This window comes from Pseudomonas sp. P129 (genome assembly GCF_020312195.1).
Classification (GTDB): domain Bacteria; phylum Pseudomonadota; class Gammaproteobacteria; order Pseudomonadales; family Pseudomonadaceae; genus Aquipseudomonas; species Aquipseudomonas fragariae.
On record NZ_JAGPYS010000001.1, the window covers coordinates 1 to 26581 of the forward strand.

The following is a 26581-nucleotide window of genomic DNA, read 5'->3' on the forward strand; positions in this document are numbered from 1 at the left end:
AGGTTGGGTGTGTAAGCGCTGTGAGGCGTTGAGCTAACCAATACTAATTGCCCGTGAGGCTTGACCATATAACACCCAAGCAATTTGCGTCGAATGACCAGATTGCGGTGACTGTGAAGATGACACGAACCGAAAGTTTGCGTCACGAACGACACCTGAAACAGCTTGATATCACATACCCGATTTGCTGAAGCGCGCCGCAGGGCACGATTCGGTACCCGAATTTCTTGACGACCATAGAGCATTGGAACCACCTGATCCCATCCCGAACTCAGTAGTGAAACGATGTATCGCCGATGGTAGTGTGGGGTTTCCCCATGTGAGAGTAGGTCATCGTCAAGATTGAATTCCAGAAACCCTCTTCGCTTACGCGTCGAGGGTTTTTGTTTGTCTGGTATCTGCAAAAAACCAACGTGAAAACACGTTTTCGTTTCTATGCATCATGCCTCTGCGTGGCTATGATGCGTGCCTTATTGCCAGGCGATTCCAAATGCTGACCTTGTTAAAGCTTCTTGCTGATGGTGCATTTCATTCCGGGCAGGTATTAGGCGATGCCCTCGGCATAAGTCGCAGTGCGGTCTGGAAGCAGCTGCAGCAGCTTGAGGCGGACCTGGGCATAGATGTCCACAAGGTGCGCGGTCGTGGTTATAGACTCGCAACGCCCATTTCTCTTCTAAGTCCTGCTGACATTATGCAGTCAGGCTTTCCTGCCGGCTGGTCTGTACGTACTTACGACTCTATCGACTCAACCAATGCTGAGGCTGCGCGCCTGATTGCTCAAGGCGTTGCCATGCCTTTGTTGGTGGTGGCCGAGCAGCAGACCTCCGGAAGAGGGCGACGTGGTCGAAAGTGGATAAGTCCATTTGCTGAAAACCTGTATTACAGCCTGGTCCTGCGCATCGATGGCGGGATGCGTCAGTTGGAAGGCCTCAGCTTGTTGGTGGGGCTTGCGGTGATGAATGTGCTGCGTGATATGGGTGTCCAGGGCGCAGGTCTTAAATGGCCCAATGACGTGCTCGTTGGCAGGCAGAAGATCGCCGGCATTTTGCTCGAGCTGATTGGCGATCCGGCGGACGTGTGTCATGTGATTATCGGGATAGGGGTGAACGTAAACATGCGTTCCTCCAGCGAGGTCGATCAGCTGTGGACGTCGGTGAGGCTCGAAACAGGCGGACTGGTTGATCGCAATCAGGTCGCTGCTCGTATAAGCACCCAGCTTGAGGCGCTCATGGCGGTTCATCGCAAGGAAGGCTTTGCAGCATTTCAGAAAGAGTGGGAGCGCGGGCATGTGTGGCAGGGTGCTGCGGTCAAGTTGCTCTCGGGGGTAGAGGCCGTGGAGGGAGTGGTGTTGGGGGTTGACTCGCTTGGAGCGCTGCGGTTGGAAGTCAATGGTGTGGAAAAAAGCTTTAGTGGTGGTGAGCTGAGCCTGAGGTTGCGAGATGATTCTTGAGCTCGATTGTGGCAATAGCTTCATCAAGTGGCGCATTACTGCTAAAAGCGATGCGGCAGTGATCAGCGTCGGCGTTGTGGACTCTGACGCAGCCTTGTTGGAGCACCTGCGTAATCTACCTGACACAACGTTCAGCGACTGCCGTCTGGTAAGTGTTCGCAGCGCCGAAGAAACGGCGCGTCTGGTTTCTGTGCTGACGAACGCGTTCTCCGTCACCCCCGTCTGCGCAGTGCCTGCCCGTGAGCTTGGAGGGGTGGTGAATGGCTATGACGATTTCGAGCGCCTTGGCCTGGATCGCTGGCTGGCTTTTGTAGGTGCATACCACCTTGTTAAGCGTGCATGCCTGGTGATTGATCTGGGTACCGCCGTGACATCTGATTTCGTCGATGCGGGCGGCGTACATCTTGGTGGTTTTATCTGTCCAGGGATGCCCTTGATGCGCAATCAGTTGCGCACCCATACCCGCCGCATCAGATATGACGACACCGAGGCCGAAAGGGCTTTGGTTCGTCTTGTTCCCGGGCGTGCAACCGCAGAGGCGGTAGAGCGCGGCTGCTCGCTGATGCTTCGTGGGTTCGCATTGACTCAGGTCGAAATAGCCCGTGGGTATTGGGGCGACGACTTTGCTATTTTTGTGACTGGCGGCGACGCTGCTTTGGTTGCGGATGTGCTCCCAGGGGCCCGTATCGTTCCTGATCTGGTCTTCGTGGGGCTGGCCCTGGCCTGCCCTTTGCGTTGAGGTCTTTATGCGTTGGTTATTTCTTCTGCTGTTGATGCTTAATGGCTTTTATTACATCTGGCATCAGCAGGAGGCTCCGATCAGGGCCAAAGAGTTCATGCCCCTGTCGTTGCACCGTACTACTCAGCAGGATATTCGTCTGCTCAGCGAGTCTGATGCCGGGCGGGTGTCCAGCGATCCCGGCGCCAGGTGTCTGTACGTCGGTGGCTTTGCCAGGCAAGAGGATGCGCGCCTAGTCGAGCAGCGATTGAACAGCCTTGATATCCAGTCTCAATTTCAGCCAGTCCAATCCAGCGGGGCTAGCGCCTACTGGCTGAAAATCGCCCCGGAAAGTCGACGCCTTGTCGAAGCGGGCTTGATCAGTCAGCTGAGTCAGGATTTTCCGCAATTAAAAAATCAAATAATGTCGTGCGAGGGCATTGCAACTGCTGATTAGTTTACATAGAATGGCGCCCGCTTCGCAGTGAGGTGAAAGTCTCACGAACGAAGTGGTAGTAGTCAACGCATGTAACCTCAGGTTTTTACTGAGAAAAAGGTTGACAGAAGGGTAGCATGAGTTGAGAATGCTGCCTCGCTTAGGAGGGGTTCCCGAGCGGCCAAAGGGATCAGACTGTAAATCTGACGTCTACGACTTCGAAGGTTCGAATCCTTCCCCCTCCACCAGATTTAGCGCGAGCTGCAAGTTGTGCGGGTATAGTTTAGTGGTAGAACCTCAGCCTTCCAAGCTGATGATGCGGGTTCGATTCCCGCTACCCGCTCCAGGCTTGTGGTTCATGCGCAGTGTTTTGCTCTTGTAGCTCAGTTGGTAGAGCACACCCTTGGTAAGGGTGAGGTCAGCGGTTCAAATCCGCTCAAGAGCTCCATTGATAAAGGCAGATATGAAAATATCTGCCTTTGTTTTAGGCGGTTCCGCGCTGTGTGCGCCGCCTGAAGCTTGTTCGGTGTGTGTCGCCTGTTAGGTGCTCTTCGAATAAGTTGTTGAAAAACTCTCGTCAGGTCCGCATAATTGTCGGCCTGATTTTGCTTTTAGGTCAGTAGCTCAATTGGCAGAGCGACGGTCTCCAAAACCGTAGGTTGGGGGTTCGATTCCCTCCTGACCTGCCAGATTCCCTAGATGTAATCTGGCTTTCTTTTCACAGGATCTCCGTAGATGAATCCCAAGGCTGAAGCATCAGACTCTCGCTTTGATATGCTGAAGTGGCTCCTGGTAGTCGTTTTGGTTGTCGTGGGTGTTGTCGGCAATCAGTATTATTCTGCTGAGCCGATCCTGTATCGCGTTCTCGCTCTCCTTGTGATTGCCGCAGCTGCTGCATTTGTAGCGCTGCAGACAGGCAAAGGTAAGGCCTTCTTCGTTTTGGCGAAAGAAGCCCGTGCCGAGATCCGTAAAGTCGTATGGCCTACTCGCCAAGAAACCACTCAAACCACGTTGATCGTTGTGGCTGTTGTGCTGGTTATGGCGTTGCTGTTGTGGGGGCTTGATTCCCTGCTCGGCTGGCTTGTTTCCTTGATAGTTGGCTAAGGGTGTCCCGTGGCTAAGCGTTGGTACGTAGTGCATGCTTACTCGGGTTACGAGAAGCATGTCATGCGCTCGTTGGTCGAGCGTGTGAAGCTGGCAGGCATGGAAGATGGCTTCGGCGAAATTCTGGTTCCCACTGAAGAAGTGGTTGAAATGCGTAATGGCCAGAAACGCAAAAGCGAACGCAAGTTCTTCCCGGGTTATGTGCTTGTTCAGATGGACATGAATGAGGGTACTTGGCACTTGGTCAAGGATACCCCGCGTGTCATGGGCTTCATCGGCGGTACCGCTGACAAGCCTGCTCCCATCACTGATAAAGAGGCAGAAGCGATTCTGCGTCGCGTTGCTGACGGTAGCGACAAGCCGAAGCCGAAAACGCTGTTCGAGCCAGGTGAAGTTGTTCGCGTCACCGATGGTCCGTTCGCCGATTTCAATGGCACGGTCGAAGAAGTTAACTACGAAAAGAGCCGGATTCAAGTGGCGGTGCTCATTTTCGGACGCTCTACTCCGGTAGAGCTGGAGTTCAGTCAGGTCGAAAAGGCATAACTGAGCTGGAATCCCATACCCCGCAGCCCAAGGCTGTGGGGTTTTTTCGTCACTGGGATATACGCGTAAGTAACCGGGGAGCCTTTATTGGCGCTTGAACCCGTAATTGGAGTGCCTCATGGCCAAGAAGATAACCGCATACATCAAGCTGCAAGTGAAAGCCGCTCAGGCTAACCCAAGCCCGCCAGTTGGTCCTGCTCTGGGTCAGCACGGTGTGAACATCATGGAATTCTGCAAAGCGTTCAACGCCCGTACTCAGGGTATTGAGCCAGGCTTGCCGACTCCAGTGATCATCACTGTATACAGCGACCGTAGCTTCACTTTCGAAACAAAAAGTACCCCTGCATCGGTTCTGCTGAAGAAAGCTGCAGGCTTGACCAGCGGCTCGGCTCGCCCGAACACCGTTAAAGTTGGCACCGTGACTCGTGCTCAGCTGGAAGATATCGCTAAAGCAAAAAATGCGGATCTGACTGCAGCTGACATGGAAGCGGCCGTGCGTACCATCGCCGGTTCCGCTCGTAGCATGGGCCTTAACGTGGAGGGTGTGTAATGGCTAAGCTGACCAAGCGTCAAAAGGCAATCGCCGAAAAAATCGAAGCTGGCAAGTCTTACAATTTTGTAGACGCCGCTGCGTTGCTCACCGAGCTGTCGACTGTCAAGTTCAGCGAGTCCATCGACGTCGCTGTCAACCTGGGTGTTGATCCTCGTAAATCCGACCAGGTCGTACGTAGCGCTACTGTACTGCCGCACGGTACTGGCAAGACTGTACGCGTTGCAGTATTCACCCAGGGTCCTGCTGCTGAAGCTGCTCTGGCTGCCGGTGCTGACCGCGTGGGTATGGACGATCTGGCTGCTGAAATGAAAGCTGGCGATCTGAACTACGACGTCGTTATCGCTTCCCCTGATGCAATGCGCGTTGTGGGTCAGCTGGGTCAGGTTCTTGGTCCTCGCGGTCTGATGCCTAACCCGAAAGTCGGCACCGTTACTCCTGACGTCGCTAACGCCGTCAAGAACGCCAAGGCTGGTCAGGTTCGTTATCGCACCGACAAAAACGGCATCATCCACACTTCCGTTGGCAAGGTCGGTTTCGACGCTGTCAAGCTGAAGGAAAACGTTGAAGCCCTGATCGCTGATCTGAAGCGTATCAAGCCTGCTTCTTCGAAAGGTATTTACGTCAAGCGCATCACCCTGAGCACCACTATGGGCCCAGGCCTGGTCATCGACCAGGGTTCGTTGGAAGCGTAAGACAAAATGGTACGGTGATCGATTGCCGTACCGTTTGAAAGATTGGGGTCCCTGCCTGGCGGGGGCTATCCAAGACCGTAGGCGACGCAAGTCTTAAACCTCAAGCCTACGCAGATGGTGCTCCCGGTTCCTTACCGAATCAGACACCAAAACGACATCTGGCTCCGGTCGGATGAAACGGTAACAAGCAGGAGTTAAACCCGTGGCAATTAAACTCGAAGACAAGAAGGCCATCGTCGCTGAAGTCAACGAGGCTGCCAAAGCTGGTCTGTCCGCTGTCGTGGCTGATGCCCGTGGTGTGACGGTTGGCGCAATGACCGGACTCCGTAAAGAGGCTCGTGAAGCTGGCGTTTACGTACGTGTTGTACGTAACACCCTGCTCAAGCGCGCTGTTGCTGACACTGAATTCAGTGTCCTCAACGACGTGTTCACCGGCCCGACCTTGATCGCGTTCTCCAACGAACATCCTGGCGCTGCTGCCCGTCTGTTCAAGGAATTCGCTAAAGGTCAGGACAAGTTCGAGATCAAGGCAGCTGCGTTCGAGGGCAAGTTCCTCGCAGCTAATCAGATCGATGTACTGGCAAGCCTGCCGACCCGTAACGAAGCAATTTCTCAGCTGATGAGCGTGATTCAAGGCGCTACCAGCAAGTTGGCTCGTACTCTGGCGGCTGTTCGCGACCAAAAAGAAGCAGCTGCAGCCTAAGGCTGAGTCAGATCTTTTCGCGTATTTTTGTTTATTTTGATGGTCGCGTAGGCCGTCCCCCAATTCAGGAAATTGAGTCATGTCCATCTCTCAAGACGATATCCTTAACGCCGTATCTGAAATGTCCGTTCTGCAGGTTGTAGAGCTGATCAAGGCGTTCGAAGAGAAGTTTGGCGTCACCGCTGCTGCCGGCTCTGCTGGTCCAGCTGTTGCTGCTGCTGTTGTTGAAGAACAAACTGAATTCAACGTCATGCTGCTGGAAGCTGGCGAGAAGAAAGTTAACGTGATCAAGGCAGTACGTGAACTGACCGGTCTGGGCCTGAAAGAAGCCAAGGCAGTCGTTGACGGCGCCCCGGCAATGGTTCTGGAAGCTGTTGCCAAAGACGCAGCTGACAAAGCCAAAGCTACTCTGGAAGAAGCAGGCGCTAAAGTCGAGCTGAAATAAGCATCGATTTTGAGTGTCCAGCCCACGCGTTTAGCGAAAGGCTGATGGCTGGTGGCTTTTGCCACCGGCCTTTTTCCGTTATAGACGATTGGCGCTGTCAACGTCTGTAACGTGTGGTATCCACCGATGGCGGTGGCGCAAACCAAGGGGTTTGCAAGATTTTCTGGCTGCTTCCGTCGGGAGGGAGCCAAACAAGCAGGTGACCAAGCTGGGGAACGCTGATGGCTTACTCATATACTGAGAAAAAACGTATCCGCAAGGACTTTAGCAAGTTGCCGGACGTAATGGATGTGCCGTATCTCTTGGCCATCCAGCTGGATTCGTATCGCGAATTCCTGCAGGCGGGAGCGACCAAAGATCAGTTCCGCGACGTCGGTCTGCATGCAGCCTTCAAATCCGTTTTCCCGATCATCAGCTACTCCGGCAATGCTGCGCTGGAGTATGTAGGTTATCGCTTGGGCGAACCGGCATTTGATGTCAAGGAATGCGTGCTGCGCGGTGTGACTTACGCAGTACCTCTGCGAGTCAAGGTCCGTCTGATCATTTTCGACAAAGAATCGTCGAACAAAGCGATCAAGGACATCAAAGAGCAAGAAGTCTACATGGGTGAAATCCCCCTGATGACTGAGAACGGTACCTTTGTAATCAACGGCACCGAGCGCGTTATCGTGTCTCAGCTTCACCGTTCGCCTGGCGTATTCTTCGACCACGACCGTGGCAAGACGCACAGCTCCGGTAAGCTGCTGTACTCCGCTCGTATCATTCCTTACCGCGGTTCGTGGCTGGACTTCGAGTTCGATCCGAAAGACTGCGTATTCGTCCGTATCGACCGTCGTCGCAAGCTGCCTGCGTCCGTACTTCTGCGCGCTCTGGGTTACACCACCGAGCAAGTGCTCGATGCGTTCTACACCACCAACGTATTCCATGTGCGCGGTGAAAACCTGAGCCTGGAACTGGTGCCTCAGCGCCTGCGTGGTGAAATTGCCGTTCTGGACATCCTGGACGACAAGGGCAAGGTCATTGTCGAGCAGGGTCGTCGTATCACTGCCCGTCACATCAACCAGCTGGAAAAGGCCGGGATCAAAGAGCTGGAAGTGCCTCTGGACTACGTCCTGGGTCGCACTACAGCCAAGGTCATCGTGCATCCGGCAACCGGTGAGATCATTGCCGAGTGCAACACCGAGCTGAACACTGAAATCCTGGCCAAGATCGCCAAGGCTCAGGTTGTTCGTATCGAAACGTTGTACACCAACGACATCGATTGTGGTCCGTTCGTCTCCGACACACTGAAGATCGACTCCACCAGCAACCAACTGGAAGCGCTGGTCGAGATCTATCGCATGATGCGTCCTGGCGAGCCGCCAACCAAGGATGCCGCTGAAACACTGTTCAACAACCTGTTCTTCAGCCCTGAGCGTTATGACCTGTCCGCTGTAGGTCGTATGAAGTTCAACCGTCGTATCGGTCGTACCGAAATCGAAGGTTCGGGCGTGCTGTGCAAGGAAGACATCGTAGCGGTCCTCAAGACCCTCGTTGATATCCGTAACGGCAAAGGCATCGTCGATGACATCGACCACCTCGGTAACCGTCGCGTTCGTTGCGTAGGCGAGATGGCCGAGAACCAGTTCCGTGTTGGTCTGGTCCGTGTCGAGCGCGCTGTCAAAGAGCGTCTGTCCATGGCAGAAAGCGAAGGCCTGATGCCTCAGGACCTGATCAACGCCAAACCTGTTGCGGCGGCGGTCAAGGAGTTCTTCGGTTCCAGCCAGCTTTCCCAGTTCATGGACCAGAACAACCCGCTGTCCGAGATCACGCACAAGCGTCGTGTTTCCGCACTCGGCCCTGGCGGTCTGACGCGTGAGCGCGCCGGCTTTGAAGTTCGAGACGTTCACCCGACTCACTACGGCCGTGTGTGCCCGATCGAGACGCCTGAAGGTCCGAACATCGGTCTGATCAACTCCCTGGCGGCCTATGCCCGCACCAACCAGTACGGCTTCCTCGAGAGCCCGTACCGTGTGGTCAAGGAAGGTCTGGTCACCGAAGAGATCGTGTTCCTTTCAGCGATCGAAGAAGCGGACCACGTCATTGCCCAGGCTTCGGCCGCAATGAACGACAAGCAAGAGCTGATCGACGAACTGGTTGCTGTGCGTCACTTGAACGAATTCACCGTCAAGGCGCCAGCCGATGTCACCCTGATGGACGTTTCGCCCAAGCAGGTTGTCTCGGTAGCTGCATCGCTGATTCCGTTCCTCGAGCACGATGACGCCAACCGTGCGTTGATGGGTTCGAACATGCAGCGTCAGGCTGTTCCTACTCTGCGCGCCGACAAGCCGCTGGTAGGTACTGGCATGGAGCGCAACGTTGCTCGCGACTCCGGCGTTTGCGTCGTGGCTCGTCGCGGTGGTGTGATCGACTCGGTTGACGCCAGCCGTATCGTTGTTCGCGTTGCCGATGATGAAGTTGAAACAGGTGAGGCGGGTGTAGACATCTACAACCTGACCAAATACACCCGTTCGAACCAGAACACCTGCATCAACCAGCGTCCGCTGGTCAGCAAGGGTGACCGTGTTCAGCGTAGCGACATCATGGCCGACGGCCCGTCCACCGATATGGGTGAACTGGCGCTGGGTCAGAACATGCGCATCGCGTTCATGGCCTGGAACGGTTTCAACTTCGAAGACTCCATCTGTCTTTCTGAGCGTGTTGTTCAGGAAGACCGTTTCACCACGATCCACATTCAGGAACTGACCTGTGTGGCGCGTGATACCAAGCTTGGGCCAGAGGAAATCACAGCTGACATCCCTAACGTGGGTGAAGCGGCTCTGAACAAGCTGGACGAAGCGGGTATCGTTTATGTAGGTGCCGAAGTCGGCGCCGGCGACATCCTGGTCGGTAAGGTCACTCCGAAAGGCGAGACCCAGCTGACTCCGGAAGAAAAACTGTTGCGCGCGATCTTCGGTGAGAAGGCCAGCGACGTTAAAGACACCTCCCTGCGCGTACCAACCGGTACCAAAGGTACTGTCATTGACGTTCAGGTCTTCACCCGTGATGGTGTCGAGCGTGATGCGCGTGCCCTGTCCATCGAGAAGTCGCAACTCGACGAGATCCGCAAGGATCTGAACGAAGAGTTCCGTATTGTCGAAGGCGCTACTTTCGAACGTCTGCGCTCTGCGCTGGTGGGTCGTGTAGCTGAAGGCGGCGCTGGCCTCAAGAAGGGCCAGGAAATCACCAACGAAGTGCTCGATGGTCTTGAGCATGGTCAGTGGTTCAAGCTGCGCATGGCTGAAGATGCTCTCAACGAGCAGCTCGAAAAAGCTCAGGCTTACATCGTTGATCGTCGCCGTCTTCTGGATGACAAGTTCGAAGACAAGAAACGCAAACTGCAGCAGGGCGATGACCTGGCTCCGGGCGTTCTGAAAATCGTCAAGGTCTACCTGGCAATCCGTCGCCGCATCCAGCCGGGCGACAAGATGGCCGGTCGTCACGGTAACAAGGGTGTGGTCTCTGTGATCATGCCGGTTGAAGACATGCCGCACGATGCCAATGGCACGCCGGTTGATATCGTCCTCAACCCGCTGGGCGTACCTTCGCGTATGAACGTTGGTCAGATTCTCGAAACCCACCTGGGCCTCGCGGCCAAAGGTCTGGGCGAGAAGATCAACCGCATGCTCGAAGAGCAGCGTAAAGTTGCTGAGCTGCGCAAGTTCCTCAACGAGATCTATAACGAAATCGGCGGTCGTCAGGAATCTCTGGAAGACCTCACCGACAACGAGATTCTGGACCTCGCGAAGAACCTGCGTAACGGCGTACCGATGGCTACCCCGGTTTTCGACGGTGCCAAGGAAAGCGAAATCAAGGCAATGCTCAAGCTGGCAGATATGCCGGAAAGCGGCCAGATGCAGCTGTTCGACGGTCGTACCGGCAACAAGTTTGAACGTGCTGTAACGGTTGGCTACATGTACATGCTGAAGCTGAACCACTTGGTGGACGACAAGATGCACGCGCGTTCCACTGGTTCGTACAGCCTGGTTACCCAGCAGCCGCTGGGTGGTAAGGCACAGTTCGGTGGTCAGCGTTTCGGGGAGATGGAAGTGTGGGCGCTGGAAGCATACGGCGCGGCGTACACTCTGCAGGAAATGCTCACAGTGAAGTCGGACGATGTGAACGGTCGTACCAAGATGTACAAAAACATCGTGGACGGCGATCACCGTATGGAGCCGGGCATGCCCGAGTCTTTCAACGTGTTGATCAAAGAAATCCGTTCGCTCGGTATCGATATCGATCTGGAAACCGAATAACACGTGACGCGAATCGGGGGCAGGGCGGTATTGCCTGCTCCCTGCTCCGCCAGGAGGAAAAGCCTTGAAAGACCTACTGAATTTGCTGAAAAACCAGGGTCAAGTCGAAGAGTTCGACGCAATCCGTATCGGACTTGCATCGCCTGAGATGATCCGCTCTTGGTCGTTCGGTGAAGTTAAAAAGCCGGAAACCATCAACTACCGTACGTTCAAGCCTGAGCGTGACGGTCTGTTCTGCGCCAAGATCTTTGGCCCGGTAAAAGATTACGAGTGCCTGTGCGGTAAGTACAAGCGCCTGAAGCACCGCGGTGTCATCTGCGAAAAGTGCGGTGTTGAAGTAGCACTGGCCAAGGTTCGTCGCGAGCGCATGGCTCACATCGAACTGGCTTCGCCGGTTGCCCACATCTGGTTCCTGAAATCGCTGCCGTCCCGTATCGGTTTGCTGATGGACATGACCCTGCGTGATATCGAACGTGTTCTCTACTTCGAGAGCTATGTCGTTATCGATCCAGGCATGACCACCCTTGAAAAAGGTCAGCTGCTGAACGACGAGCAGTACTTCGAAGCGCTCGAAGAGTTCGGTGACGACTTCGACGCCCGCATGGGTGCCGAGGCTGTCCGCGAGCTGCTGCACGCTATTGATCTGGAGCACGAAATTGGCCGTCTGCGTGAAGAAATTCCGCAAACCAATTCCGAGACCAAAATCAAGAAGCTGTCCAAGCGTCTGAAATTGATGGAAGCCTTCCAGGGTTCCGGCAACCTTCCTGAGTGGATGGTGCTGACCGTTCTGCCGGTTCTGCCGCCAGATCTGCGTCCTCTGGTTCCGCTTGACGGTGGCCGTTTCGCGACGTCCGACCTCAACGATCTGTATCGTCGAGTGATCAACCGTAACAACCGTCTGAAGCGCCTGCTGGATCTGTCCGCTCCCGATATCATCGTGCGCAACGAAAAGCGCATGCTGCAGGAAGCGGTCGATGCACTGCTCGACAACGGTCGTCGCGGTCGCGCGATCACGGGTTCGAACAAGCGTCCTCTGAAATCCCTGGCTGACATGATCAAGGGTAAGCAGGGTCGTTTCCGTCAGAACTTGCTCGGTAAGCGTGTTGACTACTCGGGTCGTTCGGTAATTACCGTAGGTCCGACTCTGCGTCTGCACCAGTGCGGTCTGCCGAAGAAGATGGCTCTCGAGCTGTTCAAGCCGTTCATTTTCGGCAAGCTGGAAATGCGTGGCCTGGCTACGACCATCAAAGCTGCCAAGAAGATGGTCGAGCGCGAGCTGCCAGAGGTCTGGGACGTTCTCGCTGAGGTGATTCGCGAACACCCGGTGCTTCTGAACCGTGCGCCGACACTTCACCGTCTGGGCATCCAGGCGTTTGAACCGGTACTGATCGAAGGTAAGGCCATTCAGCTGCACCCATTGGTTTGTGCTGCGTACAACGCCGACTTCGACGGTGACCAGATGGCCGTTCACGTGCCTCTGACGCTGGAAGCTCAGCTCGAAGCGCGCGCGCTGATGATGTCGACCAACAACATTCTGTCGCCAGCCAACGGTGAGCCAATCATCGTTCCTTCGCAGGACGTTGTACTGGGTCTGTACTACATGACTCGCGAAGCGATCAACGCCAAGGGCGAAGGTCGTGTATTTGCGGACCTGCAGGAAGTCGACCGCGTATTCCGCGCCGGCGAAGCGGCTCTGCACGCCAAGGTCAAGGTGCGTATCCACGAAACGGTCAACGACCGTGATGGTGGCAGCGTCAAGAACACCCGTATCGTCGACACCACTGTCGGCCGTGCGCTGCTGTTCCAGGTGGTTCCGGCCGGCCTGTCCTACGACGTCGTCAACCAGCCAATGAAGAAGAAAGCGATCTCCAAGCTGATCAACCAGTGCTATCGCGTGGTCGGCCTGAAAGAGACCGTTATTTTCGCTGACCAGTTGATGTACACCGGTTTTGCCTACTCGACCATTTCGGGTGTTTCCATCGGCGTTAACGACTTCGTTATCCCTGATGAAAAAGCTCGCATCATCGACGCGGCCACCGAAGAAGTTAAAGAGATCGAAAGTCAGTACGCCTCCGGCCTGGTAACCCAGGGCGAGAAGTACAACAAGGTAATCGACCTTTGGTCCAAGGCGAACGACGAAGTCTCGAAAGCGATGATGTCGAACCTGTCCAAAGAACGCGTTATCGACCGTCACGGCGTCGAAGTTGATCAGGAATCCTTCAACTCGATGTACATGATGGCTGACTCCGGGGCGCGTGGTTCTGCTGCCCAGATCCGTCAGCTGGCCGGTATGCGTGGTCTGATGGCCAAGCCTGACGGTTCCATCATCGAAACGCCGATCACTGCGAACTTCCGTGAAGGTTTGAGCGTACTTCAGTACTTCATCTCTACTCACGGTGCTCGTAAGGGTCTTGCGGATACCGCGTTGAAAACCGCTAACTCCGGTTATCTGACACGCCGTCTGGTAGACGTCGCTCAGGATCTGGTGGTTACCGAGGTTGATTGCGGTACCGAGCACGGTCTGCTGATGACTCCGCACATTGAAGGCGGTGACGTTGTAGAGCCGCTGGGTGAGCGCGTATTGGGTCGAGTCATTGCCCGTGACGTATTCAAGCCGGGCACGGAAGATGTCATCGTCCCTGCTGGCACGCTGGTAGACGAGAAGTGGGTCGAGTTCATCGAGCTGAACAGCATCGACGAAGTAATCGTTCGTTCGCCAATCAGCTGTGAAACCCGCTATGGCATCTGCGCCAAGTGCTACGGTCGCGACCTGGCACGCGGTCACCAGGTCAACATCGGTGAAGCTGTCGGCGTAATCGCTGCACAGTCGATCGGTGAGCCGGGTACCCAGCTGACAATGCGTACGTTCCACATCGGTGGTGCGGCAAGCCGGACCTCGGCAGCCGATAGCGTTCAGGTGAAGAATGGCGGTACTGTCCGCCTGCACAACCTGAAGCACGTCGAGCGTGTTGACGGTCACCTGGTTGCGGTATCCCGCTCCGGTGAACTGGCAATCGCAGATGACTTCGGTCGTGAGCGTGAGCGTTACAAGCTGCCATACGGTGCAGTGATTTCGGTGAAGGAAGGCGACAAGGTCGACGCTGGCTCTATCGTGGCCAAGTGGGATCCGCACACTCACCCAATCGTCACCGAGATGAAAGGTACTGTTACCTACGTAGGCATGGAAGAAGGCATCACGATCAAGCGTCAGACAGACGAATTGACCGGTATGACCAACATTGAAGTGCTCGACGCCAAAGATCGCCCGGCTGCCGGCAAGGACATCCGTCCTGCTGTGAAGATGGTTGGTCTGGATGGCAAGGATCTGCTGCTGCCAGGTACTGACGTACCGGCCCAGTACTTCCTGCCGGCTAACGCCCTTGTTGGTGTTGCTGACGGTGCGCAGATCGCGATCGGTGATGTTATCGCTCGTATTCCGCAGGAAACGTCGAAGACTCGTGACATCACCGGTGGTTTGCCGCGTGTTGCCGACCTGTTCGAAGCGCGTCGTCCGAAAGAGGCGTCGATCCTTGCAGAAGTCAGCGGTACCATCGCATTCGGTAAAGAGACCAAAGGCAAGCGCCGTCTGGTCATCACCCCGAACGACGGTAGCGATCCGTACGAGGAGCTGATTCCGAAGTGGCGTCACCTGAACGTCTTCGAAGGCGAGCAAGTGAACCGCGGCGAAGTTATCTCCGACGGCCCGAGCGATCCACACGACATCCTGCGTCTGCTGGGTGTGAGTGCGCTGGCCAAGTACATCGTCAACGAGATTCAGGACGTATACCGTCTGCAAGGCGTGAAGATCAACGACAAGCACATCGAGACGATTCTGCGTCAGATGCTGCGTAAGGTTGAAATTGCCGAGTCTGGCGATTCCAGTTTCATCAAGGGCGACCAGATGGAGCTGACTCACGTACTGGTAGAAAACGAGCGTCTGAGCACGGAAGACAAGTTTGTTTCCAAGTTCACTCGCGTGTTGCTGGGTATCACCAAGGCATCGCTGTCTACCGAGTCGTTCATCTCCGCGGCCTCCTTCCAGGAGACAACCCGCGTACTGACCGAAGCGGCTGTGACCGGCAAGCGCGATTACCTGCGCGGCCTGAAGGAAAACGTGGTCGTGGGTCGTCTGATCCCGGCCGGTACCGGTCTGGCTTATCACAGCGAGCGCAAGCGTCGTCGTGAAATGGACAAACCGACCCGTGTCAGCGCGAGCGAAGTAGAAGCGGCTCTGACGGAAGCGTTGAACTCCAGCGGTAATTGAGACCAGAGCCTCGGCATTTTTCACCTGGCAGACAGCACGTTTTCGTGTTGTTTGCCCGGTGAGGACGTCGGGGCTTTGTCTTGACTGGGGGCGGGATCCTCTTTAGACTCTTGTACCCCTAAATTTGGCGGGGCCTGTGCCCTGTCATTTGCTTTTCTTGTAAGACAATAGCGTCGCAAGACAACAGTGGAGCTAGTAGATGGCAACTATCAACCAGCTGGTACGTCAGCCGCGTAAGCGTATCGTCGAGAAATCCGACGTACCTGCGCTGCAGAACTGCCCGCAACGTCGCGGTGTGTGCACTCGTGTGTATACCACCACGCCGAAAAAACCTAACTCGGCATTGCGTAAAGTCTGCCGTGTGCGCCTGACCAACGGTTTCGAGGTTTCCTCGTACATCGGTGGTGAAGGTCACAACCTGCAAGAACACAGCGTGGTACTGATCCGTGGCGGTCGTGTAAAAGACTTGCCAGGTGTTCGTTACCACACCGTTCGTGGTTCTCTGGATACTTCCGGCGTTAAAGGCCGTAACCAGGGTCGCTCGAAATACGGTACCAAGAAGCCTAAGTAGTCTTTGGCCTCTGTTTGAAATTGCAGATTTCTATTTTTCTGAGTCGATAAGAGTAAGGTCGGGCGCATTCCTAACTGGATGGTGGTCCCGAGCTAACCTGAAGACCGTTTGAGGGCTTATCCATGCCAAGAAGACGCGTAGCAGCCAAGCGCGATGTGCTTGACGATCCAAAATACGGTAGCCAGATTCTGGCCAAGTTCATGAACCACGTGATGGAAAGCGGCAAGAAAGCCGTTGCCGAGCGTATCGTTTATGGCGCGCTGGAAAAGGTTAAAGAACGCAAGAACAGCGATCCCCTGGAAATCTTCGAGAAAGCTCTCGACGCCATCGCTCCGCTGGTCGAAGTAAAGTCGCGCCGTGTAGGCGGTGCTACTTACCAGGTTCCTGTTGAAGTTCGTCCGTCCCGTCGTAATGCTCTGGCAATGCGCTGGCTGGTAGACTTCGCGCGCAAGCGCGGTGAGAAGTCTATGGCTCTGCGTTTGGCCGGCGAACTGATGGACGCCGCCGAAGGTAAAGGTGCTGCAGTCAAGAAGCGTGAAGACGTGCACCGTATGGCTGAAGCCAACAAGGCTTTCTCGCACTACCGCTTCTAATTTCAGCGTCACTAATTTTGCGAGGGCTTTATGGCTCGTACTACTCCGATTGGCCGCTACCGTAACATTGGTATCGTCGCTCACGTGGATGCTGGTAAAACCACCACCACCGAGCGCGTCCTTTTTTACACCGGCAAAAGCCACAAAATGGGCGAGGTGCATGATGGCGCCGCGACCACGGACTGGATGGTTCAGGAGCAGGAGCGTGGTATTACCATTACTTCTGCTGCTATTACTGCCTTCTGGCAGGGTTCCGAGAAGCAACACAAAGACCAATACCGCTTCAACGTCATTGACACCCCGGGCCACGTAGACTTCACCATTGAAGTTGAACGTTCCCTGCGTGTACTCGACGGCGCGGTCGTTGTGTTCTGTGGCACTTCTGGCGTAGAGCCGCAGTCCGAAACCGTATGGCGTCAAGCCAACAAGTACGGTGTTCCGCGTATCGTTTACGTGAACAAGATGGACCGTGCCGGCGCTAACTTTCTGCGCGTAATTGCTCAGATCAAGCAGCGTCTGGGTCACACTCCGGTGCCGATCCAGCTGGCTATCGGTGCTGAAGACAACTTCCAGGGTCAGATCGATCTGATGTCCATGGAGGCGGTCTACTGGAATGATGCCGACAAGGGCATGGTTCCAGTTCGCAAGCCTATCCCTGCCGAATTGCAGGAACTGGCTGACGAATGGCGCAGTAACATGGTTGAGGCTGCTGCTGAAGCCAACGAAGAGCTGATGAACAAGTACCTCGAAGGTGAAGAACTCACCAACAAGGAAATCAAGGATGCTCTGCGTCAGCGTACTATCGCTGGTGAGATCGTTCTTGCTGTTTGCGGTTCTTCCTTCAAGAACAAGGGTGTTCCCCTGGTTCTCGATGCCGTGATCGATTACCTGCCTGCTCCAACTGACATTCCAGCTATCAAGGGTTCCGATCCTGATAACGAAGAAGTTCTGATGGAGCGTCATGCAGACGACAACGAGCCGTTCTCGGCTCTGGCGTTCAAGATCGCTACCGACCCATTCGTGGGTACCTTGACGTTCGTCCGCGTTTACTCGGGCGTGTTGGCATCCGGCGACGGCGTGATCAACTCGGTCAAGGGCAAGAAAGAGCGTGTGGGTCGTATGGTGCAGATGCACGCAAACGCCCGTGAAGAAATCAAGGAAGTACGCGCTGGTGACATCGCGGCCTTGATCGGCATGAAGGACGTCACCACTGGTGAAACCTTGTGCAACGCTGACAAGCCAATCATCCTGGTTCGTATGGACTTCCCGGAGCCGGTTATTTCGGTTGCCGTTGAGCCAAAGACCAAGGATGACCAGGAAAAAATGGGTATCGCACTGGGCAAGCTTGCTCAGGAAGACCCGTCTTTCCGCGTCAAAACTGATGAAGAGACTGGTCAAACGATCATCTCTGGCATGGGCGAGCTCCACCTGGACATCCTGGTTGACCGGATGCGCCGTGAGTTCAACGTCGAAGCCAACATCGGCAAGCCTCAGGTTTCCTATCGTGAGCGCATCACGAAGAATTGTGAAATCGAAGGCAAGTTCGTTCGTCAATCCGGCGGTCGTGGCCAGTTCGGTCATTGCTGGATCCGTTTTGCACCTGCTGACGAAGGTCAGGAAGGTCTGCAATTCGTAAACGAAGTGGTAGGTGGTGTTGTTCCCAAGGAATACATCCCGGCTATCCAGAAGGGTATCGAAGAGCAGATGAAGAACGGCGTTGTTGCCGGTTATCCGCTGATCGGCCTGAAGGCTACCGTGTTTGATGGTTCCTACCATGACGTCGACTCGAACGAGATGGCGTTTAAGGTGGCTGCTTCCATGGCGACCAAGCAGCTGGCCCAGAAGGGCGGTGGTGAGCTGCTTGAGCCGATCATGGCAGTAGAGGTTGTTACGCCTGAAGACTATATGGGTGACGTGATGGGCGACCTTAACCGCCGTCGCGGCATGATTCTGGGTATGGAAGATACGGTTTCCGGCAAGGTAATTCGTGCCGAGGTTCCGTTGGGTGAGATGTTCGGTTATGCGACCGACGTTCGCTCCATGTCTCAGGGTCGCGCAAGCTACTCTATGGAATTCAAAAAATACAATACAGCTCCGTCGCACATCGTCGAAACTGTAACCAAAAAACAAGGCTGATTCAGCGCCTTTAGGCTAGGAGTTATTTGTCGTGGCTAAAGAAAAATTTGATCGTTCCCTCCCGCACGTCAACGTTGGCACCATTGGTCACGTTGACCATGGTAAAACCACGCTGACCGCTGCTCTGACTCGCGTCTGCTCCGAAGTTTTCGGTTCGGCTGCTGTTGAATTCGACAAGATCGACAGCGCACCGGAAGAAAAGGCTCGTGGTATTACCATCAACACCGCGCACGTCGAATACAAATCGTTGATCCGTCACTATGCTCACGTTGACTGCCCAGGTCACGCTGACTACGTGAAGAACATGATCACTGGTGCTGCCCAGATGGACGGCGCGATTCTGGTTTGTTCGGCCGCTGATGGTCCGATGCCACAAACCCGTGAGCACATCCTGCTGTCCCGTCAGGTTGGCGTTCCGTACATCGTGGTCTTCCTGAACAAGGCTGACCTGGTAGACGACGCTGAGCTGCTGGAACTGGTCGAGATGGAAGTGCGCGATCTGCTGAGCACTTACGACTTCCCAGGCGACGACACTCCGATCATCATCGGTTCTGCTCGTATGGCTCTGGAAGGTAAAGACGACAACGAAATGGGCACCACTGCCGTTCGTAAACTGGTTGAAACACTGGACTCCTACATCCCAGAACCAGTTCGTGTTACCGACAAGCCGTTCCTGATGCCGATCGAAGACGTATTCTCGATCTCCGGTCGCGGTACTGTTGTGACTGGTCGTATTGAGCGCGGTATCGTCAAGGTTCAGGATCCACTGGAAATCGTTGGTCTGCGTGACACTACCGTCACCACCTGCACCGGTGTTGAAATGTTCCGCAAACTGCTCGACGAAGGTCGTGCTGGCGAGAACTGCGGCGTTCTGCTGCGCGGTACCAAGCGTGACGACGTTGAGCGTGGCCAGGTTCTGGTCAAGCCAGGCAGCGTCAAGCCGCACACTCAGTTCGAAGCTGAAATCTACGTTCTGAGCAAAGAAGAAGGCGGTCGTCACACTCCGTTCTTCAAAGGCTACCGTCCACAGTTCTACTTCCGTACTACCGACGTAACTGGTAGCTGCGAACTGCCGGAAGGCGTAGAAATGGTTATGCCAGGTGATAACGTTAAAGTTTCCGTTACCCTGATCAAGCCAATCGCAATGGAAGATGGTCTGCGTTTCGCAATCCGTGAAGGCGGTCGTACCGTCGGCGCTGGCGTCGTAGCCAAAATCATCGCTTAAGCGTTGAGTCCCAAAAAGAGCCCCCGCACTGCGGGGGCTTTTTTATTGGGTTGACACCTTGTTAGGTCGTCTATAGAATTGCGCCTCCTTTTAACGGGCGTATTGCGCTCGGTGGGAACAGCAATCTGGAGTCTGAATCCAATGCAAAACCAGCAAATCCGTATCAGGTTGAAGGCTTTTGACCATCGCCTGATCGACCAATCAACCCAGGAAATCGTGGAAACCGCGAAACGTACTGGTGCACAGGTGCGTGGTCCGATTCCACTGCCGACTCGTAAAGAGCGGTTCACCGTCCTGGTTTCTCCGCACGTCAACAAAGACGCGCGCGACCAGTATGAGATCCGTACTCACAAGCGTGTTCTGGACATTGTCCAGCCAACGGAAAAAACCGTTGATGCGCTTATGAAGCTTGATCTTGCGGCCGGTGTGGAAGTTCAGATCAGCCTCGGCTAAGACTTGGGTCTTAGTCGTGTAACGCTCTGAAATGGGCGGCCATAGCGGGTGAAAGCCCCGTACACTCATGAGGTTTACAACATGACTATTGGTGTAGTCGGTCGTAAATGCGGTATGACCCGTATTTTCACCGAAGAAGGTGTCTCCATTCCGGTCACGGTCATTGAGATCGAGCCGAATCGCGTCACTCAGTTCAAAACCGAAGAAACCGATGGCTATCGTGCAGTGCAAGTCACTGTCGGCGAGCGTCGCGCTTCGCGTGTTACAGCCGCTCAGGCTGGCCACTTCGCCAAAGCGAACGTTGCCGCCGGTCGTACCGTCATGGAATTCCGTCTTGAAGAAGGCGACTACCAGGCTGGCGATCAGATCAACGCTGAAATCTTCGCCGCTGGTCAACTGGTTGATGTAACCGGTCAGTCCAAGGGTAAAGGCTTCCAGGGTACGATCAAGCGTTGGAATTTCCGTGGTCAAGACAATACCCACGGTAACTCCGTCTCCCACCGCGTCCCAGGCTCTATCGGCCAGTGCCAGACTCCTGGTCGTGTATTCAAGGGCAAAAAAATGTCCGGTCATATGGGCGCTGAGCGCGTGACCGTGCAGTCCCTGGAAGTAGTGCGCGTGGACGCTGAACGCAATCTGTTGTTGGTCAAGGGTGCTGTTCCTGGCGCTACTGGCGGCAACCTGGTTGTACGTCCGGCAGCCAAGGCTCGCGGTTAAGGGGAAGCTGACATGCAATTAAATGTAAATGACGCTCAGGCAATCGAAGTTTCCGAACTGACATTTGGCGGCGAATTCAACGAGACGCTGGTTCACCAGGCAGTCGTGGCCTACATGGCTGGCGGTCGTCAGGGTAGCAAGCAGCAAAAGACCCGTTCCGACGTTCGTGGTGGCGGTAAGCGCCCTTGGCGTCAGAAAGGTACTGGCCGTGCTCGTGCCGGTACTATCCGTAGCCCAATCTGGCGTGGCGGCGGTACCACTTTTGCAGCTCGTCCTCAGGATCACACTCAGAAGCTCAACAAGAAGATGTATCGCGCTGCGCTGCGCTCCATCCTTGCTGAACTGGTTCGTACTGATCGTCTGGTCGTGGTTCAGGACTTCGCTGTTGAAGCACCGAAAACCAAAGATTTGCTGAACAAGCTGACTGGCATGGGCCTGACTGACGTCCTGATCGTGTCTGACGCTGTTGACCAGAATCTGTACCTGGCTGCTCGTAACCTGCCGCACGTTGATGTACGTGACGTTCAAGGTTCCGATCCAGTTAGTCTGATCGCATACGACAAAGTGTTGATCACTGTGTCGGCCGTGAAGAAATTCGAGGAGCTGCTGGGATGAACCAGGAACGCGTATTTAAAGTTCTGCTTGGCCCGCACGTTTCCGAGAAGGCTACGGTTCTTGCAGACAAAAAAGGTCAGTTCGTTTTCAAGGTTGCTACTGACGCAACCAAGCTGGAAATCAAGAAGGCCGTCGAAAGCCTGTTCAGCGTGAAAGTAGAGCGTGTTACTACCCTGAATGTTCTGGGTAAGAGCAAGCGCACTGCTCGCGGTCTGGGCAAGCGTAATGACTGGAAGAAGGCAGTTATCTCCCTTCAGCCAGGCCAAGATCTCGATTTCAGCAGCAGTGCTGAGTAAGGAAGGGGTGCATCATGGCAATCGTTAAATGCAAACCGACTTCCCCTGGCCGCCGTTTTGTGGTCAAGGTGGTCAACCAGGAGCTGCATAAAGGCGCTCCTCACGCACCGCTGCTCGAGAAAAAATCGAAGTCTGGTGGTCGTAACAACAATGGTCGTATTACTACCCGTCATATCGGTGGTGGCCATAAACAGCATTATCGTCTGGTCGACTTCCGTCGCAACGACAAGGATGGCATCGCTGCCACCGTCGAGCGTATCGAATACGATCCAAACCGTACTGCTCACATTGCTCTGCTGCTTTACGCAGACGGCGAGCGCCGCTACATCATCGCCCCTAAAGGCGTGAGTGCTGGCGACCAGCTGATTGCAGGTGCTCTGGCACCAATCAAGCCGGGCAACGCTCTTCAACTGCGCAACATTCCAGTTGGTAGCACCGTACACGGCATCGAACTGAAGCCAGGCAAAGGCGCACAGATCGCTCGTTCCGCTGGTGCCTCGGCACAGCTGATCGCTCGTGAAGGTGTGTACGTGACCCTGCGTCTTCGCTCCGGTGAAATGCGTAAAGTACTGTCTGAGTGCCGTGCAACGCTGGGCGAAGTCTCGAACTCCGAGCACAGCCTTCGTTCGCTGGGTAAAGCGGGTGCCAAACGCTGGCGTGGCGTTCGCCCAACCGTTCGTGGTGTTGCCATGAACCCGGTTGACCACCCACATGGTGGTGGTGAAGGTCGTACCTCTGGTGGTCGTCATCCGGTATCGCCGTGGGGCTTCCCGACTAAGGGCGCGAAGACTCGTGGTAATAAGCGTACCGACAAAATGATCGTCCGTCGTCGCAAGTAAATAGAGGGATACGACAGTGCCACGTTCTCTGAAAAAAGGTCCTTTTATTGATCTTCACCTACTGAAGAAGATCGAAGTGGCGGCGGAAAAGAACGATCGCAAACCAGTTAAGACCTGGTCGCGTCGTTCGATGATCCTGCCACAAATGGTCGGTTTGACCATTGCAGTGCATAACGGTCGCCAGCATGTTCCAGTTCTCGTGAACGAAGACATGGTCGGCCATAAACTAGGCGAGTTTGCCGGTACCCGCACATATCGTGGGCACGTGGCAGACAAGAAAGCCAAGCGTTAAGGGGTAAGGAACGATGGAAGTAGCCGCTAAGTTGTCGGGCGCTCGAATCTCCGCCCAGAAAGCCCGCTTGGTCGCCGACCAGATCCGCGGGAAGAAGGTGGGCGAAGCGCTCAACCTGTTGGCTTTCAGCAGTAAGAAAGCCGCCGAGATCCTGAAGAAAGTGCTGGAGTCGGCTGTAGCCAACGCCGAGCATAACGAAGGCGCAGACGTTGATGACCTCAAGGTCTCCACCGTTTTCGTCAACGAAGGGCGTTCGCTGAAGCGCATCATGCCACGTGCTAAAGGCCGTGCTGATCGCATCGTCAAGCGGTCTTGCCATATCACTGTCAAGGTTGCTGACAAGTAACGGAGTCGAAGAGATGGGTCAGAAAGTACATCCCATTGGCATTCGCCTGGGAATCGTCAAGGAGCACACCTCCGTCTGGTACGCAGACGGTCGGACTTATGCGGACTATTTGTTCGCTGATCTGAAAGTGCGTGAGTACCTCCAAGACAAATTAAAAAGCGCGTCCGTCAGCCGTATCGATATCCATCGTCCGGCTCAGACAGCACGTATCACCATCCACACCGCTCGTCCAGGTATCGTTATCGGGAAGAAAGGTGAAGATGTTGAGAAACTGCGTCAGGACCTGACCAAGCAAATGGGTGTGCCTGTGCACATCAATATCGAAGAGATCCGTAAGCCGGAGCTCGACGGTATGCTGGTTGCGCAGAGCGTAGCTCAGCAGCTGGAGCGTCGCGTAATGTTCCGTCGCGCTATGAAGCGCGCTGTTCAGAACGCCATGCGCATTGGTGCCAAAGGCATCAAAATCCAAGTGAGCGGTCGTCTCGGCGGTGCTGAAATCGCACGTACTGAATGGTATCGCGAAGGTCGTGTGCCACTGCACACCCTGCGTGCCGACATCGACTATGCCAACTACGAAGCTCACACCACTTACGGTGTGATCGGTGTAAAGGTTTGGATCTTCAAAGGCGAAGTAATTGGTGGTCGCCAAGAAGAACTGAAACCACAAGCACCAGCGCCTCGTAAAAAAGCTGCTAAGTAAGGGGTACGCCAAATGTTGCAACCAAAGCGTACGAAGTTCCGCAAGCAGATGACCGGCCACAACCGTGGTCTGGCACTGCGCGGTAGCAAAGTCAGCTTCGGCGAGTTCGCGCTGAAGTCTGTAGCTCGTGGTCGTCTCACCGCTCGTCAGATCGAGTCAGCGCGTCGTGCTCTGACCCGTCACGTTAAACGTGGCGGCAAGATCTGGATCCGTGTGTTCCCGGACAAGCCTGTAACCAAAAAGCCACTCGAAGTTCGGATGGGTAAAGGTAAGGGTAACGTGGAGTACTGGGTTGCCCAGATTCAGCCAGGCAAAGTCCTGTATGAAATCGAGGGTGTTACTGAAGAGCTGGCGCGTGAGGCTTTCGCCCTGGCTGCTGCAAAGCTGCCGCTCGCCACCTCCTTTGTTAAGCGGACGGTGATGTGATGAAAGCGAATGAACTTCGTGAAAAATCAGCACAGCAGCTGAACGAGCAACTGCTCGGCCTGCTGCGCGACCAGTTCAATCTGCGTATGCAGAAGGCAACTGGCCAGTTGGGGCAGTCTCATCTGCTCTCGCAAGTTAAGCGTGACATCGCTCGCGTGAAAACTGTGCTCAACCAGCAGGCAGGTAAGTAATCATGGCTGAAGCCGAAAAAACTGTCCGTACGCTGACTGGCCGTGTTGTCAGCGACAAGATGGACAAGACCATCACCGTTCTGATCGAGCGTCGCGTAAAGCACCCGATCTACGGTAAATACGTTAAGCGTTCGACTAAGCTGCACGCGCACGACGAAACCAATCAATGCCATATCGGCGACAAGGTCACTATTCGTGAAACTCGTCCGGTAGCCAAGACCAAGTCTTGGGCGTTGGTTGATATCCTCGAACGCGCTGTGGAAGTCTAAGGGCTAGGGGTCGGAGAAATTATATGATTCAGACTCAATCCATGCTCGATGTGGCCGATAACAGCGGCGCACGCCGCGTTATGTGCATCAAGGTGCTGGGTGGCTCCCATCGTCGTTACGCTGGTATCGGTGACATCATCAAAGTAACCGTCAAGGAAGCAATTCCTCGCGGCAAGGTGAAGAAAGGCCAGGTGATGACTGCAGTTGTAGTCCGCACTCGCCACGGTGTTCGTCGTGCAGACGGCTCCATCATCCGCTTCGATGGCAACGCTGCTGTTCTGTTGAACAACAAGCAAGAGCCGATCGGTACCCGTATCTTTGGGCCAGTGACCCGTGAACTTCGTACTGAGAAGTTCATGAAGATCGTCTCGCTCGCCCCAGAAGTGCTCTAAGGAGATCCGACATGCAAAAGATTCGTCGTGACGACGAGATCATCGTGATCGCCGGCAAAGACAAAGGTAAGCGCGGTAAGGTGCTCAAGGTTCTCGCTGACGACCGTTTGGTCGTTGGTGGGATCAACCTGGTGAAGCGTCATACCAAGCCAAACCCGATGTCGGGCGTACAGGGCGGTATCGTCGAGAAAGAAGCGCCAATGCACGCTTCCAACGTCGCCATTTTCAACGGCGCAACCAACAAGGCTGACCGCGTTGGTTTCAAAGTTGAAGACGGCAAGAAAATTCGTGTCTTCAAGTCGACCCAAAAAGCGGTTGATGCTTGAACACTGCTAGGTAGAAGACCATGGCACGACTAAAAGAGATTTACCGGAAGGAAATCGCTCCGAAACTTAAGGAAGAACTTAAGCTTTCGAACGTGATGGAAGTTCCGCGCGTTACCAAAATCACCCTGAACATGGGTCTGGGCGAAGCGATCGGCGACAAGAAAGTCATCGAGCACGCTGTTGCTGACCTGGAAAAGATCACCGGTCAAAAAGTCGTTGTGACTTACGCTCGGAAATCCATCGCTGGCTTTAAAGTCCGTGAAGGTTGGCCGATCGGTGTCAAAGTGACTCTGCGCCGCGATCGTATGTACGAATTCCTGGATCGTCTGCTGTCGATCTCCCTGCCTCGGGTTCGCGACTTCCGCGGCCTGAATGCCAAGTCCTTCGATGGTCGTGGTAACTACAGCATGGGCGTCAAAGAGCAGATCATTTTCCCGGAAATTGACTACGACAAGATCGATGCTCTTCGCGGTCTGGACATCACCCTGACCACCACTGCCAAGAACGATGATGAAGGTCGCGCATTGCTGCGTGCTTTCAAATTCCCGTTCCGCAACTGATTGGAGTAGGACAATGGCCAAGATGAGCATGAAAAACCGTGAGCTGAAGCGTCAGCTCACTGTTGCCAAGTACGCCAAGAAGCGTGCAGAGCTGAAAGCTATCATCGTCGATCTGAACGCAAGTCCAGAAGCGCGTTGGGAAGCTACCGTAGCCCTGCAGAAGCAACCACGTGACGCAAGCGCTGCGCGCATGCGTAACCGTTGCCGCATCACTGGTCGTCCACACGGCGTCTACCGCAAGTTCGGCCTCGGCCGTAACAAGCTGCGTGAAGCAGCCATGCGTGGCGACGTACCAGGTCTGGTCAAAGCCAGCTGGTAAGGCGACACCTCTCGCGCCCTCCTGCCGGTTACGCAAGTCACCGGTCGGGATGGAGCCTGAATTTGAATCAAGCCCCTTTTGGGGCTTGATTCATTTCCGGCGTAGGACTAGA

Annotated in this window: 30 protein-coding genes, 4 tRNA genes and 1 rRNA gene; all 35 read left to right on the forward strand. The window is 54.9% G+C overall.

All coding sequences use genetic code 11. The features are described from left to right. The first annotated feature begins 226 nt into the window (after positions 1 to 226). A 5S ribosomal RNA gene (gene rrf, locus KBY02_RS00005) occupies positions 227 to 342 on the forward strand. Positions 343 to 490: 148 nt separating this feature from the next. After that, positions 491 to 1450 carry a bifunctional biotin--[acetyl-CoA-carboxylase] ligase/biotin operon repressor BirA gene (birA, locus tag KBY02_RS00010; protein ID WP_032654194.1) on the forward strand — a complete coding sequence of 320 codons (960 nt, stop codon included), beginning with the start codon at positions 491 to 493 and terminating at the stop codon, positions 1448 to 1450. Further along, the gene (locus KBY02_RS00015) at positions 1440 to 2189 is read left to right on the forward strand and encodes a pantothenate kinase (protein ID WP_032654191.1); all 750 of its coding nucleotides are present in this window, start codon (positions 1440 to 1442) and stop codon (positions 2187 to 2189) included. The genes birA and KBY02_RS00015 overlap by 11 nt, the downstream gene beginning before the upstream one ends. Before the next feature lie 7 nt (positions 2190 to 2196). Continuing rightward, positions 2197 to 2625: a hypothetical protein gene (locus KBY02_RS00020; RefSeq protein WP_032654189.1), complete on the forward strand. Its 429-nt coding sequence runs from the start codon at positions 2197 to 2199 to the stop codon at positions 2623 to 2625. Between the two features lie 142 nt (positions 2626 to 2767). Further along, positions 2768 to 2852 (forward strand) — tRNA-Tyr (locus tag KBY02_RS00025). A 24-nt stretch (positions 2853 to 2876) separates the two neighbouring features. Then, a tRNA-Gly gene (locus tag KBY02_RS00030) sits at positions 2877 to 2950 on the forward strand. A 26-nt stretch (positions 2951 to 2976) separates the two neighbouring features. Continuing rightward, positions 2977 to 3052 (forward strand) — tRNA-Thr (locus KBY02_RS00035). Positions 3053 to 3217: 165 nt separating this feature from the next. Then, a tRNA-Trp gene (locus KBY02_RS00040) sits at positions 3218 to 3293 on the forward strand. Positions 3294 to 3339: 46 nt separating this feature from the next. Next, positions 3340 to 3708, forward strand: coding sequence for a preprotein translocase subunit SecE (gene secE, locus KBY02_RS00045; RefSeq protein WP_002555502.1), 369 nt, complete (start codon positions 3340 to 3342; stop codon positions 3706 to 3708). Between the two features lie 9 nt (positions 3709 to 3717). After that, a complete protein-coding gene (nusG, locus tag KBY02_RS00050) occupies positions 3718 to 4251 on the forward strand; it encodes a transcription termination/antitermination protein NusG (protein ID WP_003317113.1) in 534 nt (177 codons plus the stop codon). A gap of 118 nt (positions 4252 to 4369) precedes the next feature. Then, the gene (gene rplK / locus KBY02_RS00055) at positions 4370 to 4801 is read left to right on the forward strand and encodes a 50S ribosomal protein L11 (RefSeq protein ID WP_002555500.1); all 432 of its coding nucleotides are present in this window, start codon (positions 4370 to 4372) and stop codon (positions 4799 to 4801) included. Continuing rightward, a complete protein-coding gene (gene rplA / locus KBY02_RS00060; protein ID WP_003400443.1) occupies positions 4801 to 5496 on the forward strand; it encodes a 50S ribosomal protein L1 in 696 nt (231 codons plus the stop codon). The genes rplK and rplA overlap by 1 nt, the downstream gene beginning before the upstream one ends. Positions 5497 to 5698: 202 nt before the next feature. Then, positions 5699 to 6199: a 50S ribosomal protein L10 gene (rplJ, locus tag KBY02_RS00065; protein WP_002555498.1), complete on the forward strand. Its 501-nt coding sequence runs from the start codon at positions 5699 to 5701 to the stop codon at positions 6197 to 6199. Between the two features lie 79 nt (positions 6200 to 6278). Further along, positions 6279 to 6644, forward strand: coding sequence for a 50S ribosomal protein L7/L12 (gene rplL, locus KBY02_RS00070; RefSeq protein ID WP_003400441.1), 366 nt, complete (start codon positions 6279 to 6281; stop codon positions 6642 to 6644). A gap of 221 nt (positions 6645 to 6865) precedes the next feature. After that, complete coding sequence (gene rpoB / locus KBY02_RS00075; protein ID WP_003317110.1) at positions 6866 to 10939, forward strand: DNA-directed RNA polymerase subunit beta; 4074 nt, start codon at positions 6866 to 6868, stop codon at positions 10937 to 10939. A gap of 64 nt (positions 10940 to 11003) precedes the next feature. Beyond that, positions 11004 to 15203, forward strand: coding sequence for a DNA-directed RNA polymerase subunit beta' (gene rpoC, locus KBY02_RS00080; protein WP_003431814.1), 4200 nt, complete (start codon positions 11004 to 11006; stop codon positions 15201 to 15203). A gap of 199 nt (positions 15204 to 15402) precedes the next feature. After that, positions 15403 to 15774, forward strand: coding sequence for a 30S ribosomal protein S12 (gene rpsL / locus KBY02_RS00085; protein WP_002555494.1), 372 nt, complete (start codon positions 15403 to 15405; stop codon positions 15772 to 15774). Between the two features lie 122 nt (positions 15775 to 15896). After that, complete coding sequence (gene rpsG / locus KBY02_RS00090) at positions 15897 to 16367, forward strand: 30S ribosomal protein S7 (protein WP_003400433.1); 471 nt, start codon at positions 15897 to 15899, stop codon at positions 16365 to 16367. A 30-nt stretch (positions 16368 to 16397) separates the two neighbouring features. Then, entirely contained in the window at positions 16398 to 18503 is a 2106-nt protein-coding gene (gene fusA, locus KBY02_RS00095; protein WP_003400432.1) for an elongation factor G, read from the forward strand. 31 nt (positions 18504 to 18534) lie between these two features. Further along, the gene (gene tuf, locus KBY02_RS00100; protein WP_003344210.1) at positions 18535 to 19728 is read left to right on the forward strand and encodes an elongation factor Tu; all 1194 of its coding nucleotides are present in this window, start codon (positions 18535 to 18537) and stop codon (positions 19726 to 19728) included. A gap of 141 nt (positions 19729 to 19869) precedes the next feature. Beyond that, positions 19870 to 20181, forward strand: a complete 312-nt coding sequence (gene rpsJ / locus KBY02_RS00105) for a 30S ribosomal protein S10 (RefSeq protein WP_002555491.1) — start codon at positions 19870 to 19872, stop codon at positions 20179 to 20181. Between the two features lie 81 nt (positions 20182 to 20262). Continuing rightward, on the forward strand, positions 20263 to 20898 hold the full coding sequence (rplC, locus tag KBY02_RS00110; protein WP_002555490.1) for a 50S ribosomal protein L3: 636 nt from the start codon (positions 20263 to 20265) through the stop codon (positions 20896 to 20898). A gap of 12 nt (positions 20899 to 20910) precedes the next feature. Next, positions 20911 to 21513, forward strand: a complete 603-nt coding sequence (rplD, locus tag KBY02_RS00115) for a 50S ribosomal protein L4 (protein ID WP_002555489.1) — start codon at positions 20911 to 20913, stop codon at positions 21511 to 21513. Continuing rightward, entirely contained in the window at positions 21510 to 21809 is a 300-nt protein-coding gene (rplW, locus tag KBY02_RS00120) for a 50S ribosomal protein L23 (protein ID WP_002555488.1), read from the forward strand. Before rplD ends, rplW begins: the two co-directional genes overlap by 4 nt. Before the next feature lie 14 nt (positions 21810 to 21823). Continuing rightward, complete coding sequence (gene rplB, locus KBY02_RS00125) at positions 21824 to 22648, forward strand: 50S ribosomal protein L2 (protein ID WP_003317104.1); 825 nt, start codon at positions 21824 to 21826, stop codon at positions 22646 to 22648. Between the two features lie 16 nt (positions 22649 to 22664). Continuing rightward, on the forward strand, positions 22665 to 22940 hold the full coding sequence (gene rpsS / locus KBY02_RS00130; protein WP_002555486.1) for a 30S ribosomal protein S19: 276 nt from the start codon (positions 22665 to 22667) through the stop codon (positions 22938 to 22940). A 13-nt stretch (positions 22941 to 22953) separates the two neighbouring features. Continuing rightward, a complete protein-coding gene (rplV, locus tag KBY02_RS00135) occupies positions 22954 to 23286 on the forward strand; it encodes a 50S ribosomal protein L22 (RefSeq protein ID WP_002555485.1) in 333 nt (110 codons plus the stop codon). A gap of 13 nt (positions 23287 to 23299) precedes the next feature. Beyond that, the gene (gene rpsC, locus KBY02_RS00140) at positions 23300 to 23986 is read left to right on the forward strand and encodes a 30S ribosomal protein S3 (RefSeq protein WP_003176422.1); all 687 of its coding nucleotides are present in this window, start codon (positions 23300 to 23302) and stop codon (positions 23984 to 23986) included. A 12-nt stretch (positions 23987 to 23998) separates the two neighbouring features. Continuing rightward, positions 23999 to 24412, forward strand: a complete 414-nt coding sequence (rplP, locus tag KBY02_RS00145; protein WP_002555482.1) for a 50S ribosomal protein L16 — start codon at positions 23999 to 24001, stop codon at positions 24410 to 24412. After that, positions 24412 to 24603, forward strand: coding sequence for a 50S ribosomal protein L29 (rpmC, locus tag KBY02_RS00150; protein WP_002555481.1), 192 nt, complete (start codon positions 24412 to 24414; stop codon positions 24601 to 24603). The genes rplP and rpmC overlap by 1 nt, the downstream gene beginning before the upstream one ends. A gap of 2 nt (positions 24604 to 24605) precedes the next feature. Next, positions 24606 to 24872: a 30S ribosomal protein S17 gene (rpsQ, locus tag KBY02_RS00155; protein ID WP_002555480.1), complete on the forward strand. Its 267-nt coding sequence runs from the start codon at positions 24606 to 24608 to the stop codon at positions 24870 to 24872. Positions 24873 to 24895: 23 nt separating this feature from the next. Then, on the forward strand, positions 24896 to 25264 hold the full coding sequence (gene rplN / locus KBY02_RS00160; RefSeq protein ID WP_002555479.1) for a 50S ribosomal protein L14: 369 nt from the start codon (positions 24896 to 24898) through the stop codon (positions 25262 to 25264). Positions 25265 to 25275: 11 nt separating this feature from the next. After that, positions 25276 to 25590: a 50S ribosomal protein L24 gene (rplX, locus tag KBY02_RS00165; RefSeq protein ID WP_003317102.1), complete on the forward strand. Its 315-nt coding sequence runs from the start codon at positions 25276 to 25278 to the stop codon at positions 25588 to 25590. A gap of 20 nt (positions 25591 to 25610) precedes the next feature. Further along, on the forward strand, positions 25611 to 26150 hold the full coding sequence (rplE, locus tag KBY02_RS00170) for a 50S ribosomal protein L5 (RefSeq protein ID WP_002555477.1): 540 nt from the start codon (positions 25611 to 25613) through the stop codon (positions 26148 to 26150). A gap of 13 nt (positions 26151 to 26163) precedes the next feature. After that, complete coding sequence (rpsN, locus tag KBY02_RS00175; RefSeq protein ID WP_003400428.1) at positions 26164 to 26469, forward strand: 30S ribosomal protein S14; 306 nt, start codon at positions 26164 to 26166, stop codon at positions 26467 to 26469. The last annotated feature ends 112 nt before the right edge of the window (positions 26470 to 26581 follow it).